Here is a 14967-nt window from a genome sequence, read left to right as displayed (position 1 = left end):
GGAATGATTCAATGTAGCAAAGTTCATGGGGAGCGGATGGGATAGTCTTGAATTGTTACAGACCTAGCCACAGCGGGAGCCAAATGAAGGATTTAGACGCTGAACTCAGCATTCAGCAATTGGGAGAGCAGGGTTTATTAAAGTGGCTGCAAGCATTTTGTCCTGCTGAGTTGGTAGGGGATGATGCAGCGGTCTTAACGACTCAACCCGGAAAATCCTTGGTGGTGACGGCGGATATGCTGGTGGATGGGGTTCATTTTAGCGATCTCACCACTAGCCCAGAGGATGCAGGGTGGCGAGCCGCCGCCGCAAATTTATCCGATCTAGCAGCAATGGGGGCAACTCCGATCGGCATTACCGTGGGCTTGGGAGTGCCGGGAGATTTGGCGATCGCCTGGGTAGAACGACTCTATCAAGGGTTAACCGAGTGTTTAGGACACTACAACACCGTGATTGTGGGGGGCGATGTAGTGCGATCGCCCGTGACCACCGTTGCCATCACCGCCTTTGGGCAAGCCGACCCCAATCAACTCATTCGTCGAGCAACCGCCCAACCCGGACAAGCGATCGTTGTGACTGGCACCCATGGAGCCTCCCGCGCTGGCTTAGAACTATTACTTCATCCTGATCAGGGACATGATTTAACTCCTCGCGATCGCGCCGCCCTAGTCCGTGCCCATCAACGCCCCCGCCCCCGCCTAGATGTCCTGCCCTTGCTCTTCCCAACACCCGACACCGTTCGGCTGAGCGCTCACGTCGAAGCCCGACACCCGACACCTCTTACTGGCATGGACAGCAGCGATGGACTCGCCGATGCCGTATTGCAAATTTGCCGCGCCAGTGGCGTAGGTGCCCGAATCGATCGCCGCCAGATTCCCATTCCAGCCGCCCTATCTAACTGGGTTGGGAGTGAGCAAGCGATGAAATGGGCACTGTATGGCGGGGAAGATTTTGAGCTAGTGCTGTGTTTACCCACTGATTTAGCAGTGAAATTGGTTGACCAATTAGACCAGAGTGCGATGATTGGAATTACGACCGCACAGCCGGATGTGTGGTTAGTCGATTCGAGTCACACCTATCCTGATGAGCGGTTGAGCTTTGAACAAGGATTTCAGCACTTTAACTAACTGGATTGCAGAGGGGCTGCGATCGCCTCGACTGCTGCGCCGATTGGTCTGGCTGCTATTGCTGCTGATGGCGGTTTGGTTCCTACTGGGCATTGGCTGTCAGATTGTGGCTGAGAGCCTATGGTTCAACGAGGTCGGCTATTCCCAAACTTTCTGGGTACGGCTAGGCACAAAAGTAGTTTTGTGGAGTGTGGTCACCGGGATCAGCCTCGTTTGGCTGTTAGGCAACCTGTGGGTAGCCCAGCGATTCAAACATCCCAAAAATTGGAAACCTGCGGATTGGGAAAGGGCGCAACCCTCCACGATTCCAAATCCCCTGGCACAGCCTCAAAAAAAGCGAGTTTCGCGGTTCTTTCGATGGTTACTCCTGTTGGCGGTGAGTCTAAGCAGCGCGATCGCCCTACTGGTGTTTCATTATGCCCAAACGGTCGTGACGCTCTGGCAAGCTAGGGGAACTCAAGCGGAAACGTTGCTGCCTGTGCCCGATCGCTTTCAACTAGAGTCTATTTGGCATCTGGGCAAAACGCTTTTAGAATCTGAGGCTCCCCTGCTCTATGGGGTAATGGGGCTATGGATTGCCTTGGTCATCGCCCTGCTGATTTTTCCCCGGTTTCTGCTCAACACCTTTGCGATCGCCCTCAGTGTGGGGTGTGGGTGGGTGCTGGCTGCCAACTGGAGCCGAATTCTGCTGTTCTTCCATGCCAGCCCTTTTGAGCGTGTCGATCCGCTATTTGCCAAAGATATTGGTTTATACATTTTTTCGCTGCCCCTGTGGCAACTTTTAGAGTTTTGGCTCGTGGGCTTGACTGCCTACAGCCTGCTTGCCGTCAGTTTAATCTATCTGTTGTCTGGCAATAGTTTAAGCCAAGGACGGCTTATCGGGATTTCTGAGCCGCAACAGCGTCATCTCTATGCTTTAGGCGGCTGTTTGCTGCTGGTTGTGGGGTTAGGCTACTGGCTGAGTCGCTATGAATCGCTGTATTCAACCCAGGGCGGGGTGTTTGGTGCCAGCTACACCGATGTTTGGGTGAATTTACCCGTTTGCTTGGGCATGGCGGTTTTAGCGATCGCGATCGCCCTCATCCTTTTCTGGTACGCCCTACCCAAAAACCGCCTCTTCGCCCCTCCTTCCCTTTCCCTTGTTCCCTATTCCCTATTCCCTATCCCCTTTTTCCTCCTCGCCGGCTATTTTCTGCTGGTGCCGATGACGACACTTTTACCCGTGATTGTTCAAAATGTCATTGTTCAGCCTAATGAGCTTGCCCGTGAACAACCCTATATTAGCCGCAATATTTCCTTAACCCGCGCGGCATTTGGTCTAGAAAATGTCCAGGTGGAAACATTTAATCCATCTGGGAAACTGACCTACGCTGATATTGAAAAAAACGAGCCAACCATTCGGAATATTCGCCTTTGGGATACGCGACCCCTGTTGGCAACAAACCGCCAACTTCAACAAATTCGCCCTTACTATCGGTTTGCAGACGCTGATATCGATCGCTATACCCTAGCTCGTCGCCCTAACGAATCTGCCGCCAAACAGCAGGTACTCATTGCCGCACGAGAACTGGATTATCACGCCGTGCCCACCGAGGCGCAAACTTGGGTAAATGAACATCTGGTCTACACCCACGGCTATGGCTTCACCATGAGTCCGGTTAACGAGGTCGCGCCGGGTGGGTTGCCCGACTATTTTGTCAAAGATATTGGCACCAACACCCAAGCCTCAGCAGGAACCCTCAACACGGCGAATCCTGCGATTCGGGATAATATCCCCATCGGTCAGCCGCGTATTTATTATGGCGAGATTGCCAATACTTACGTCATGACTGGCGGAACACTGCAAGAACTGGACTATCCCAGCGGTAGCGAGAACGTTTACAACACGTACTCTGGCGAGGGCGGTGTGACGATCGCGCCTTTTTGGAAACGCCTGCTGTTTGCTCGATATCTGCACGATTGGCAAATGGTGTTGACTCAATATTTCACGCCAGAAACAAAATTGCTGTTTCGCCGCAATATTCTGGAGCGGGTGCGGGCGATCGCCCCTTTCTTGCACTACGACCATGATCCCTATCTTGTCACCGCCGATATTGGCTGCCAAGGCTTAAACCTGAACTGTGAAAATCAATCCCCGACTTCAAAATCGAACCCAGCCGCCCCGCCTAACTATTTATATTGGATGCTGGATGCCTACACCACCAGCGACCACTACCCCTACTCCCAACCCAGTCAACCGCTTGCGAACCCAGCGGCTAATATCGTCGGAAATTATCCATTTAACTACATTCGGAATGCGGTCAAAGTGGTGATTGATGCCTATAACGGCTCTGTCAATTTCTATGTTGCTGATCCGTCTGATCCGATGATTCAAAGCTGGGCAGCGATTTTCCCAGGCTTATTTAAGCCCCTGAGCGCCATGCCTGCTGCTCTGCAAAGCCATCTCCGCTATCCGGCTGATTTGTTTAGTGTGCAATCTGAACGGCTGATGACCTATCACATGACCGATCCGAAGGTGTTTTATAACCAGGAAGATCAGTGGCAGATTCCTGACGAAATTTATCGCAATGAAACCCAGCCGGTCGATCCATATTTTTTGATTACCAATTTGCCAACCACTGACAAGTCAGAAGAGTTTGTTTTGTTGCTGCCTTACAAGCCTCGCCAACGCACTAACCTGACGGCATGGCTAGCGGCGCGATCGGATGGAGCCAACTATGGCAAGCAATTGCTCTATGTATTTCCCAAGGGCGAATTGGTTTTTGGGATTGAACAAATCGAGGCGCGGATCAATCAAGATCCAGCCATTTCACAAAAAATTACGCTGTGGAATCGGGAAGGATCACGCGCATTACAGGGCAATTTGCTGGTGGTGCCGATCGAGCAGTCATTGCTTTATGTGGAGCCGCTCTATTTAGAAGCTGAGAAAAATAGTCTACCAACCTTGGTCAGTGTGATTGTGGCTTACGGAAACCGGATTGCGATCGCAGATAGTTTTGCAGAAGCTTTGAAAGCCATTTTTCAGCCGCAGAAACCTATAACTCCGGCGATCGTGCGTCCTGTGGAATAAGTGTCAACACAGTCAGAAAGATCTTTGTCAAGTGATTCATTCACTTGTTCAATTCGATTGTTTTTGGGAACTCTGAGTGAATAATGGAGGCAATTTTTTTTGCAATCAAGCTGCTAATTCTCTAACGGCATCTATTCGTTGCGGTTTTCGCATTAGATGTCCATCAAATATCTAAGGGAGGATAGCAAAAGATGAGCGTTTATGTTTCAACTAAATAGAGGGATTTATTAAACCGATATGAAAATGCAAATTGAAAACAAGCCAGGATCGTCTTCTGCTAAATCTGATAGCAGCGAAGCTGAGTTAAATTTTGAGCAATGGGTCAAGCAAGTTCGCCCTTTATTGCTGGCATCGGTTCAAAAGCGTGGGTCGAGATAATTTTTAGACTTTAATTAGACTTCGACTGCTATTCATCAATAATGGCGCTGCGATCGAGTAGCAGCAGATCACGCAATTGATCTGTATTAAGATCAGTCAGCCAGCTTTCGCCTGCGCCAACCACTTGTTCTGCCAAGGCTTTTTTGCTTTCGATGATGGCGTGAATTTTTTCTTCCAGGGTGCCGCTACAGACAAATTTGTGAACTTGCACCTTGCGAGTTTGTCCAATGCGGAAGACGCGATCGGTTGCCTGATTTTCCACAGCCGGGTTCCACCAGCGATCGAAGTGAAACACATGGTTGGCGCGGGTCAAGTTTAAGCCAACACCGCCCGCTTTCAACGACAGAATAAAAATTCGGGGTGCTTGCGGATCGTGCTGGAAGCGATCAACCATTTCTTCGCGCTGCTTTTTGGAAGTGCCGCCATACAAAAATAGAGTTTCACTGCCAAGCTGTTTTTCTAGATGAGCTTTCAGCAGTTTTCCCCATTCGGCAAATTGGGTGAAGATAAGGGCGCGATCGCCTTCTGCCACTACTTCTTCTAGCATTGCGTCTAGGCGTTGCAATTTACCAGAACGAGATTGAAACGAAGCGAGATCAGAGTTTTGATTGCCTTGATCCTCTAGAGTTTCACTTTCCTGAGCAGTGGCTCCTTTGAGAAATAAATCGGGATGATTGCAGATTTGTTTCAGTTTGGTAATTAACGCCAAGATAATGCCCTTACGCTGAATGCCTTCAGCGGCTTCGATATCTGCCAGGGATTTATCGACCCAATGCTGATAGAGCGATGCCTGCTCAGAAGATAAGCCACAAAAGACGGTCATCTCTTGCTTATCGGGCAAATCTTGAATGATCGTGCGATCGCTTTTGAGTCGTCGCAAGATGAAGGGCTGCACCAGCGATCTCAGGGTTTGCAGGGATGCCGTATCGCCATACCGTTCGATCGGTGCCGCAAACCGGCGCTGAAAGAAGTTCTTGGGTCCCAGATAGCCCGGATTGAGGAAATCTAAAATCGACCAGAGTTCAGATAGGCGATTTTCTACTGGCGTGCCTGTCATGGCAATCCGAAACTCGGCTGACAGTTGCCGGACTGCCTGCGATTGCTTTGCCTCTGGATTTTTGATGTTTTGGGCTTCGTCCAGCACCACGCCGCGCCAGGAGACAGTTTGCAAGTCTTTGATATCTCGATGAACGAGCGCGTAGCTAGACAGTACCAGGTCAATGCCTTGAACCGCTCTGGCAAAATCTCTTCCCTTGGGGCGACCATCGCCATGATGTACCAGAACTTTCAAACTGGGGGCAAATTTCTGGACTTCTCGCTCCCAGTTGCCGAGGACTGATGTGGGGCAAATCAGCAGGGTGGGCGCGTCTAAGGAGTCTTGTTCCTGCAAATGCAGCAAGAAGGCAATCAGTTGAATGGTTTTCCCCAAACCCATATCGTCTGCAAGGCACGCTCCCAAGCTCCACTGCTCCAAAAATGAGAGCCAGCCCACACCACGAGATTGATAGGGACGCAACTCACCCCGAAAGCTGGCTGGCGTGGCAATCTCTGCGATCGTCTGATTGCCGCTGAGCGTATTGATCAAATCTTCCAAGGCACCGGATGCTTCAAAGCTGACTACGGGCAGCTTTTCAATCATTTGCGTATCGCCAGTGCTGATGCGAAGGGCATCTTCTAGGGACAGGGCAGGCTGATCTTTACGACTGGCGAAAAAGGCTTGGGCGGAGCGAATATCTTGGGGTCGCAGTTCCACCCATTCGTCGTTGATTTCGACGAGAGGCATATTGAGCGCTACTAGGCGATCGAACTCTTCCTTAGAAATACTTTGTCCGCCAATCGTCAGTTCCCAGCGAAAGTTGAGCAAACTTTGCAAACCCAGCCGCTGTCCTTGTCTCAGCTTGGCGGTTTGTGCCTGAATTTTTAGCCCTAACCGATTTGCCCACCCGCCTTGGCTGGCGAGACTGGGCGGCACCACCACGCCTACTCCACTATCTTGTAGTCTCCAAGCGGTACTTTTAAGAAACTCATACGCCTGCATGGGACTCAAGGCACAGAATTGGGGACGTGGTGCTTGCAAGCTCGGCTCAATCGGCGCATAGAGGCGAGACGCTAATCCCAAGCCCATTAAGAACAATTCTTGTGGCTGGGCGATCGTTCGTCCCTGCACATTCAACCGCTCCACCGGATTATTCCAAATAGTGGGAGCATCCACAATGAAGTTGGGCGTATCTGCCGCCTGTAAGCCGTACTCTAACTGCCAGTTGCTTTGTCCATAGCTGGGAGGATAAAGCGATAGGCAGATACGGAAATTGTCTGAGCGGCGATGTTGCAGGGGAGTCGTCCAAGTCTGCAGCGAGGTTTCCAACGCTTCCACAGCCGTTGTTTTCAGTTGGGAATCAGAACTATTTAAGGCCGTTAACCACTCCTGTAACACTGGCGCGATCGCGCCAGTTTGCATGATTTCTTTTTGAGCAGATCCTGCTTTTTCAGTCCCCCCTAGCCCAAACTGCGGTGCCGCCTGCCGAATCTGAGCATCCAGCGTGGATTGCAAAAAATCGAGCAGCAAGACTTGAGAATCAGCAGGAAGGGGGAGGAAGAATTCGGATTTTGGATTTCGGGTTTCGGATTTCGAGATTTGTTCATTCCCATTCCCTGACCCCTGACCCCTGCCCCCTGACCCCTGCTCATACATCCGACAAGCGGCAGGCATCCGATCGCCAAACTGCACCAAGCGCGCCTGATCAACGGCGCTATCCAGCAATGGCTCCCATTGGGCGAAAACTGCGAAATTGTCTTGCCCTTCGTTGCGCTTCTCTAAGCCGGGCAAAAATTTCGCTCGCGCCAATAAATCCAGGCTCCAACGGGCAGCATGGCTCCAAAAGCGCAGATCTCCACTAACGAACGCTTCTTCGACTGGCTGATACCCCAAGGGCAAGGAATTGAGAAATAAGAGTGCCTCAGTTGCCGATAAGCACAATCCTTCAACGCTCCAGGGATGCAATACCAACGGGCGATCGCCTGGGGGCGTGGCGGACAGTTGCGGCAACAGAACTGCGCTACTGGGAACTGCCAAATCTCCCTCTAAGACCGAAGTGGGTAAGCCAACGGTTTGAATCAGCCAGGTTGCGCTTTGTGGCTCAGGCGCGATCGCATCTATGGTAGCTGGAGTAGTCGCTTGGGCGGATTTCGTAGTTTTACGAGTTCGTTTAGGCGCTGGCTCCAATGGTGCTGCCAAGTGGTTTAAAGCTGGCAGGTAAATGCCATGACTCTTCTGCAAGCTTTTGAGAAAATCTAGCAACTCTAGCCGCGTCATCCCATAAGGATTGGGTTGAACAGCCGCAAGCTCAGCCGTTTCTGGAGAGTCGATTGGCATCACTGGATGTGGAGTAACCTTGCGCCAAATTTCTCCCCAAACGATCAGGCAACTCGCCTGCCCAGCCATCTCTTGAGTTGCGTCGAGTTCCGACAGCCGTAGCCAGCTACCGTGTAAGATTGCCATTCTTGTTTAAAGCCTTCGATCGCTAATCGCATGAATTCATCGCTATAGAGGCTATTTTATGCCCTGACTGATGGCAATTACCGGGCAAATTTAATACTCTAACGGCGGTGAACATTCAACACTGCCATTGTATAGCAGTACCCAGAATGGTTAAAACCAGCAATAGGAAGCAAACCCAAACACCCGAACCTCTTCACTTCTGAAACCTGACCTCTCGAACCTGACCCCTGCGACACAAGCTGCACCCTCACGCCTAAGAGATTGCGATCGCCCAAACAATTCTCTCTTTGTCCATCAATGCTAGGATTGCGACAGAGAATAAAAGATGGAAAAGGATACCACGTTACATGGAAGAAATTGAAAAGTCAATATCCTTTGATGGTAGGGATATTAGGCTGAAGATCGGTCTGCTGGCTCCACAAGCAGGCGGCGCAGTCTTAGTTCAGTCGGGAGACACCGCAGTATTAGTGGCTGCCACCCGCGCATCGGGACGCGAAGGAATTGATTTCCTGCCCCTGTTAGTAGATTACGAAGAACGGTTATATGCCGCCGGACGCATTCCCGGAGGCTTTTTGCGCCGTGAAGGTCGCCCCCCCGAAAAAGCAACCCTGATCAGCCGTTTGATTGATCGCCCCCTGCGCCCCTTGTTTCCGGGCTGGATGCGGGATGATATTCAAGTGGTTGCCACGACACTTTCACTCGATGAATTGGTGCCCCCGGACGTGTTGGCGGTCACGGGTGCATCGTTGGCAGTCTTGCTCGCCCAAATTCCGTTTAACGGACCGATGGCAGCGGTGCGGGTTGGATTGGTTGGCGATGACTTTATCATCAACCCGACCTATAAGGAAATTGAGAGCGGCGATCTAGATCTGATTGTGGCTGGCTCCCCTGAAGGCATCATCATGGTGGAGGCAGGCGCAAATCAATTGCCCGAACAAGACATGATTGAGGCGATCGACTTTGGCTATGAAGCGGTGCGGGATTTGATTCAGGCGCAGCGGGATATCCTCAAGGAGTTAGGCATTGAAATTGCTACCGCAGAAGCGCCGGAAGTGGATAAAACCTTAGAAGATTTCATTCGCGATCGCGTCACTACTTCAGTACAAGAAGTGATCGGACGGTTTGAAAAAGATAAAAAAGTCCGGGATGCTGCTTTGGATGAGGTGAAGAAATCCTTGACTGCTGCGATCGCCGAACTTCCCGCAGAAGATCCGGTGAAACTAGCCGCCGCTGCCAATTCAAAAGCGGTGGGCAATGTGTTTAAAGATGTGACTAAAGTTTTGATGCGTCGCCAAATCGTGGAAGATAACGTGCGAATTGATGGTCGCAAACTGGATGAAATCCGTCCGATTTCTTGCCAAGTGGGGGTGTTGCCTTCTCGCGTTCATGGCAGCGCTTTGTTTAACCGGGGGCTGACTCAGGTCATGTCGGTCGTCACCTTAGGCACTCCCGGCGATGCTCAGGAAATGGATGATCTGCATCCCGATGAGAAAAAGCGCTACCTGCATCACTACAATATGCCGCCCTATTCCGTGGGTGAAACCAAACCCATGCGATCGCCCGGACGGCGCGAAGTGGGTCACGGTGCTTTAGCAGAACGGGCTTTAGTTCCCATCCTGCCTAAGAAAGAAGATTTCCCTTATGTGCTGCGGGTTGTGTCCGAAGTGCTATCGTCCAATGGCTCCACCTCCATGGGTTCCGTCTGCGGTTCGACCTTAGCGCTGATGGATGCAGGGGTTCCCATCCTCAAACCCGTCAGTGGTGCTGCCATGGGCTTGATTAAAGAAGGCGAAGAAATTCGCATCCTTACCGATATTCAAGGCATTGAAGATTTCTTGGGCGACATGGATTTCAAAGTGGCGGGCACCGATACGGGCATCACCGCGTTGCAGCTTGACATGAAAATTCATGGCTTGCCGATGGATGTGATTGCCCAAGCGATTAATCAAGCAAAACCGGCGCGGTTGCACATTCTCGACAAGATGATGCAAACCATCAACACGCCGCGCACAGAGATGTCGCCCTTTGCGCCGCGTCTGCTCACCATTAAGATCGACCCTGAATTTATCGGCATGATCATTGGTCCCGGCGGTAAAACCATCAAGGGCATTACCGAAGAAACCGGTGCCAAGATCGACATTGAAGATACGGGCATTGTGACGATTTCGGCGATCGATGGTGAGAAAGCCAAGCGTGCCCGTTCCATTATTCAAGGCATGACCCGCAAGCTGAATGCAGGCGATGTTTATGCGGGAAAAGTGACCCGGATTATCCCGATTGGGGCGTTTGTGGAGTTTCTTCCCGGCAAAGAAGGTATGGTTCACATTTCTCAGCTTGCCGACTATCGCGTGGGCAAGGTGGAAGATGAGGTGAATCTGGGGGATGAGGTAATTGTCAAAGTGAGAGAAATTGATAGCCGTGGGCGGATTAACCTAACTCGCTTGGGCATCCATCCTGATGAGGCGACGGCGGCTCGTGAGGCGGCAACTCAAGCTTAGGAAAATGGGCAAAAGGGGGCGATCACTCAATTTATCAGACCACGCCCTTTTGCCAATATCGTTCAGAATTCACAATTTCAGCTAAATTACTCACGCATAATCTCAACGAGGATTTCTCCATTAGAGTCCTCGTTTTTTGTTGCAAACTTTCTCCGTCCAAAGCTGGGTGTCGCCAGAGCAAAAAGTCCTTCAAAATGGATAATGTTAAGATTGACAACAATTCTGGTTGAAGCTGACTTTTAAGCTTTTCTGGTCTAACGTTCAATAGTGAGGAAACATTCCGTGACTTCTCTGCTACAACTCTCTCAAACGATCGAAGATCATTTAATTGCCGATTTCTTTCGGCAATCCGAAGGCGGCTGGCACTCCGAGCGACGGTATTACACGCTTCCGGATGGCGCAACCAAAGAAGTCGTTAGCATCATTCAAATTCGCTTTTTGTCCCAAGGTTCTCCAGAATTAATCCATCTGGCAGGGTTGCATGAGCTAGCAGACAAAACAGCGTTGACCTGTGGAGCAGAGGTCACTTGGGATAGCCAAGAATCGCTGACCGGAAAGCAGCAATCCAATGGTTCTACCCTGTTTGGAGCATTGGGCACGAATTTATTGCGCGATCGCGGCTTTGCGACGACCAAGCCAGTCACGGCTGCCTATCACTTCACCAATCCCCAAACCCTTTGCCTCAAAACGGACTATAAAGGCTCGTCCTTTGAAGAAGAGTTGAAACTGATTGGACAACTGTATCGCACTCGCCAAACAATTATTTCTCGTGCGGGTGAACAGCAAATGATTGGTCAATACCTGGAAAAACGTCTGTAAATAAAGAGGGCGTAGCATCTGGTTAAAACGCTTGAGATTTCATCTAAGGTCGTTGCCAGATGCGGTGCCCCGATTAGTATTGACTGGCAGACTTGCGGTGATTGACGGCGGTGACTCCGGTTGATTCCAAGATTTTGCCGTAATCCACCAAGGCATAAAGCAGCCAGTGATCGCCACAATCCATTCGGTTTTGTACGGTGCATTCAAGGTAAGACAAAGCCTCAGTCAAAATCAGACATCCGTTAGCGGCGGGTTCGGTTGCTAAATGAACAAAAGGATTTTCGCCCGGTGTGGCAGGTTTGACAAAGAAGCGGCGCAGATTTCTACCTTCTTTCAAAATATTTAGAACAAACTGTTCGCCGGCATAAGCAAGGCAGTCTAATTCGCGATCTTTGGCGATCACCACCGTGATTGCGGGAGGACTGAATCCAGCTTGCGCGATCCATGAAGTCAGAAATCCTACGGGAATCCCACTGGATTGGGCTGTGACCACACACAAAGACCCCGTGACTCGCCCGACTGCCTGACCCGTGCGATCGCTCATCACATCGGCACTGGCTTGTCGGGGTGCCCGAATTTTGCGGGCGCGGTTAAGGGTGCGGGCAAACTCTGCTCCAGCTTTTTCACACTGCTCTATAGTCTCCTCAGTCGGCGCAAACTTGACCCGAATCGTTTCAAACCCCAAGGGATAGCCCGCATCTTGGAGTTTGCTTTCAATCAGATCGACCGCTTCTCCGCTCCAGCCATAGGAACCGAAGACCCCCGCAACTTTTGTTTGCGTGGCAGTGGATAGCACAATGCCTAGTGCTGTCTGAATCTGTGTGGGCGGATGACCTGCTAACGTTGGAGAACCGATGATAAAGCCATCACAGTCTTTAACGGCTGCTGTGATTTCTGCTGGATCGGCAAACTCACAGTTGATCGTTTGAACGGCAACTCCAGACTGGTTCACGCCCTTGGCGATCGCGCTTGCCAAAGTTGCGGTATTCCCATAAGCAGAGGTATACAGCAGCGCCACAGTCAAATCCTTCGTCTGCTGCTGTTGACACCAGCGGCGATAATCCAGCGTGAAAACGCTAAAGCTATGGCGCACGATCGAGCCATGCCCTGGCGCATACAGCTTGGCGGGAAACGTTTTCAGCTTGTCTAAAATTGCCTCCACTTGGGGTGCCTGCGCGGCATGGAGACAGTCAAAATAATAGCGGCGATCGTCATCTAAGATCTTCCAGTGTTCATCAAACACCGCATCATCACAGACATGAGCGCCAAATAATTTGTCGGTATACAGCACACGAGTCGCTGGATCGTAAATGCAAAGCGCATCTGGATGTCGGGGCGTGGGCACAAAGCGAAACTGAAGCTCGTGCCCGTTTCCTAAATCTAGTACTTCTTCATCTCGAACCACATGCACCTTCAGCGTTTGATTGCCAAACTCAATTCCCAAGTCTTGCGCTTCATCCTCTCGCGGCGATGGCAGGGTCAAAGTCTGAGTCGCCAAAACCGATCGCAGCGTATTGGCACCGGGTTTGGAACAAATCACCGTCGCGTAAGGAGCCAACTCTAACAAGCGTTTCAGCGTGGCTAATCGATTCGGATTGACATGGCTCAAAATGATGTAGTTCAACCGCTGATAGTAGAGATGATGCCCCAGTTCTTCCAAAAATAGATCGGTAAACGACTCGCCCGGTGGGTCAATCAGCGCCGTTTGCTCTGCCTGAATCAGATAAGAGTTTGCCGTTGTGCCTTTTTGACGAGCATATTCAATTTCAAATTTGAGCCGTTCCCAGGTGCGCGATCGCAGCACAGTCGTACCAGCACCCATCTCAGCAATTTGAACATCACGCGGTTTGAAATCAGCCATAGGTCAAGAAAAGAAGCAAAGGAACGAATAGAAAAGAGAGTAAGTTTATCGATTTCAATCTAAAGAGTAGTAGAGACGTTAAGAGGTAAAGACGTTAAGGCACAGAACATAGAAGTAAATGCTCCTTCAATCCTTCACCCCTTTACTCTTCCATGCCTTTACCTATCTATATATTGCTATTATTGTTCGCCAAACTACCAGATTCAGCAGTTTCTTTCATCATAAAAGCAATGTCTGGTTGCTCAGAACCTCTATGACTTTCCCCAGTTCCCACCTCTCGCGAAAGGCTTCTTCTTCTGGAGAGTCGTTTTTCTGGATCAACGCCTTCAAAGGTGGGGGGCAGCCAGACGCGAATGATTAGCAATGCTCCAAGCACCAGCAAAAATGCACAGGCAGAAAGCACCTGATTCCAGGGCACTTCTAACACGCCTCGCACAATCACTTCCCGCAAGACAGACACGATCGCCACTTCCACGGCAACCCCAATCGAGACCCGTTGTTCTTGCAAATAAATAATCAGCAAGCGAAACAATTCCACCAGAATCAGCAGAAACAGAATATCAGCCGTCACTTCTTGAAAATCTAAGGGTGGCAAAAGTGACAAAAACATACTTTGCAGTTCCAGCACCATGACACAGAACAACCCGATGCAAAGAGAAATAATAATCAAGTCCTGAATGATTTCTAGAACGTGTACAACCCGATTAATCCAGGTTGGTTGCTCAGATTTTGGCGGGCTTACGGGTATTTGCATGAGCAGATCCTCAATCAGGTACAGGCATAAGTAAAGCTGCCCCTAGAATAACTTATATATGAACAGCTCTTTTATTGGAAAAACCTATGGTTTTGATTGATAGGTTGCAACAATGCAGTACACCTTGGTTGCGGCAGGGGTTAGGTTTCAGGTGCCAGGGGTTAGGTATCAGTGAGTGGGTTGGGTGCCTTTTCAATGGGCGAGGCTCACGAGTTGACTGCCCCCCCCCCTGTCATCCTTGATACTCCCTAGGCTGAGAGGTCAAAGCCGTCCCCGTTTAAGCACTTCGTCAGCCGTCAGCCGCAATGCTTCCAACCGAGATTGCAGTACCATTTGCCCTGTGTAAACCGCTGCTTCGTAGAAACCTGCTTCTAAGCTAAAAATGGTGATAGTACTCTGAGTGGGATTAATCACCCAATATTCAAACACCCCTCTTGCCGCATACTCCGAGCGCTTATAGCGATAATCTCGCTCTTCATTGCTCTTACCCGGTGAAGCCACTTCAATAATCAGTTCCGGGGGTGGCATCTCGCGGGTAATAGTGCCGCGCCCATCCCCTAATATCACCGCTAACTCTTCAGACAGCACCATCAAATCTGGCAACCGAGTTTTTGATAGGGAGCCACTGACCTCAATCTCGGTATCCTTGTAGCACAAGCGATCTTCTGAAAAAACCTCTAATAGCTTTGCCAGCAGAAACAGGGCGATTTTTGAGTTAATCCGGTCTTCTGGCGGCATGTCAACCAATTCCCCATCCACTAGCTCATAACGATTATCTGTACCATCGTCATAGGCAAGGTACTCCTCAAACGTCATCTTTTGAGTAATGCTAGACATAAGCTAAGCCTGAAGCCTTTCTATTTCGAGTCTATCAGAGGTGGCAGGTTAGAGATGTTGGGCGGTAGGACAAAGCTGAATAGAACGGAGACCGTTGGCAGAAGAAAATGATTTAAAGAGTGCG

The 14967-nt window shown here is 50.4% G+C and carries 9 protein-coding genes; 5 read left to right on the top strand and 4 right to left on the bottom strand.

What is annotated here, in order from left to right:
* Positions 1-83: 83 nt before the first annotated feature.
* The 3 genes from thiL to AC1S5B_RS05825 all read left to right on the top strand — a co-directional run bounded on the left by thiL (position 84) and on the right by AC1S5B_RS05825 (position 4575).
* Entirely contained in the window at positions 84-1127 is a 1044-nt protein-coding gene (gene thiL / locus AC1S5B_RS05835) for a thiamine-phosphate kinase (protein WP_482034745.1), read from the top strand.
* Positions 1099-4197 (top strand): UPF0182 family protein, encoded by a 3099-nt coding sequence (locus AC1S5B_RS05830; protein WP_482034744.1) that lies wholly within the window; start codon positions 1099-1101, stop codon positions 4195-4197. The genes thiL and AC1S5B_RS05830 overlap by 29 nt, the downstream gene beginning before the upstream one ends.
* Positions 4198-4434: 237 nt before the next feature.
* Positions 4435-4575: a hypothetical protein gene (locus tag AC1S5B_RS05825; RefSeq protein ID WP_482034743.1), complete on the top strand. Its 141-nt coding sequence runs from the start codon at positions 4435-4437 to the stop codon at positions 4573-4575.
* Positions 4576-4603: 28 nt separating this feature from the next.
* On the opposite strand, the gene AC1S5B_RS05820 is transcribed toward AC1S5B_RS05825, so the two are convergent.
* Positions 4604-8074 carry a DEAD/DEAH box helicase gene (locus AC1S5B_RS05820; protein WP_482034742.1) on the bottom strand — a complete coding sequence of 1157 codons (3471 nt, stop codon included), beginning with the start codon at positions 8072-8074 and terminating at the stop codon, positions 4604-4606.
* A gap of 347 nt (positions 8075-8421) precedes the next feature.
* On the opposite strand from AC1S5B_RS05820, the gene AC1S5B_RS05815 reads away from it, so the two are divergent.
* Positions 8422-10572, top strand: coding sequence for a polyribonucleotide nucleotidyltransferase (locus AC1S5B_RS05815; RefSeq protein ID WP_482034741.1), 2151 nt, complete (start codon positions 8422-8424; stop codon positions 10570-10572).
* Positions 10573-10854: 282 nt separating this feature from the next.
* Entirely contained in the window at positions 10855-11391 is a 537-nt protein-coding gene (locus tag AC1S5B_RS05810) for a phycobiliprotein lyase (protein ID WP_482034740.1), read from the top strand.
* 73 nt (positions 11392-11464) lie between these two features.
* Here the strand turns inward: AC1S5B_RS05810 and AC1S5B_RS05805 are convergent, their stop codons facing one another.
* The 3 genes from AC1S5B_RS05805 to AC1S5B_RS05795 form a co-directional block, all read right to left on the bottom strand.
* Positions 11465-13252 carry a diflavin flavoprotein gene (locus AC1S5B_RS05805; RefSeq protein ID WP_482034739.1) on the bottom strand — a complete coding sequence of 596 codons (1788 nt, stop codon included), beginning with the start codon at positions 13250-13252 and terminating at the stop codon, positions 11465-11467.
* A 166-nt stretch (positions 13253-13418) separates the two neighbouring features.
* Complete coding sequence (locus AC1S5B_RS05800) at positions 13419-14006, bottom strand: phosphate-starvation-inducible PsiE family protein (protein WP_482034738.1); 588 nt, start codon at positions 14004-14006, stop codon at positions 13419-13421.
* Positions 14007-14267: 261 nt separating this feature from the next.
* On the bottom strand, positions 14268-14843 hold the full coding sequence (locus AC1S5B_RS05795; protein ID WP_482034737.1) for a Uma2 family endonuclease: 576 nt from the start codon (positions 14841-14843) through the stop codon (positions 14268-14270).
* Positions 14844-14967 lie beyond the last annotated feature (124 nt).

It is taken from the genome of Leptolyngbya sp. CALU 1928 (assembly GCF_056784215.1).
The sequence above is the reverse complement of the archived record's forward strand: the minus strand, read 5'-3'. Positions and strand labels throughout refer to the sequence as shown.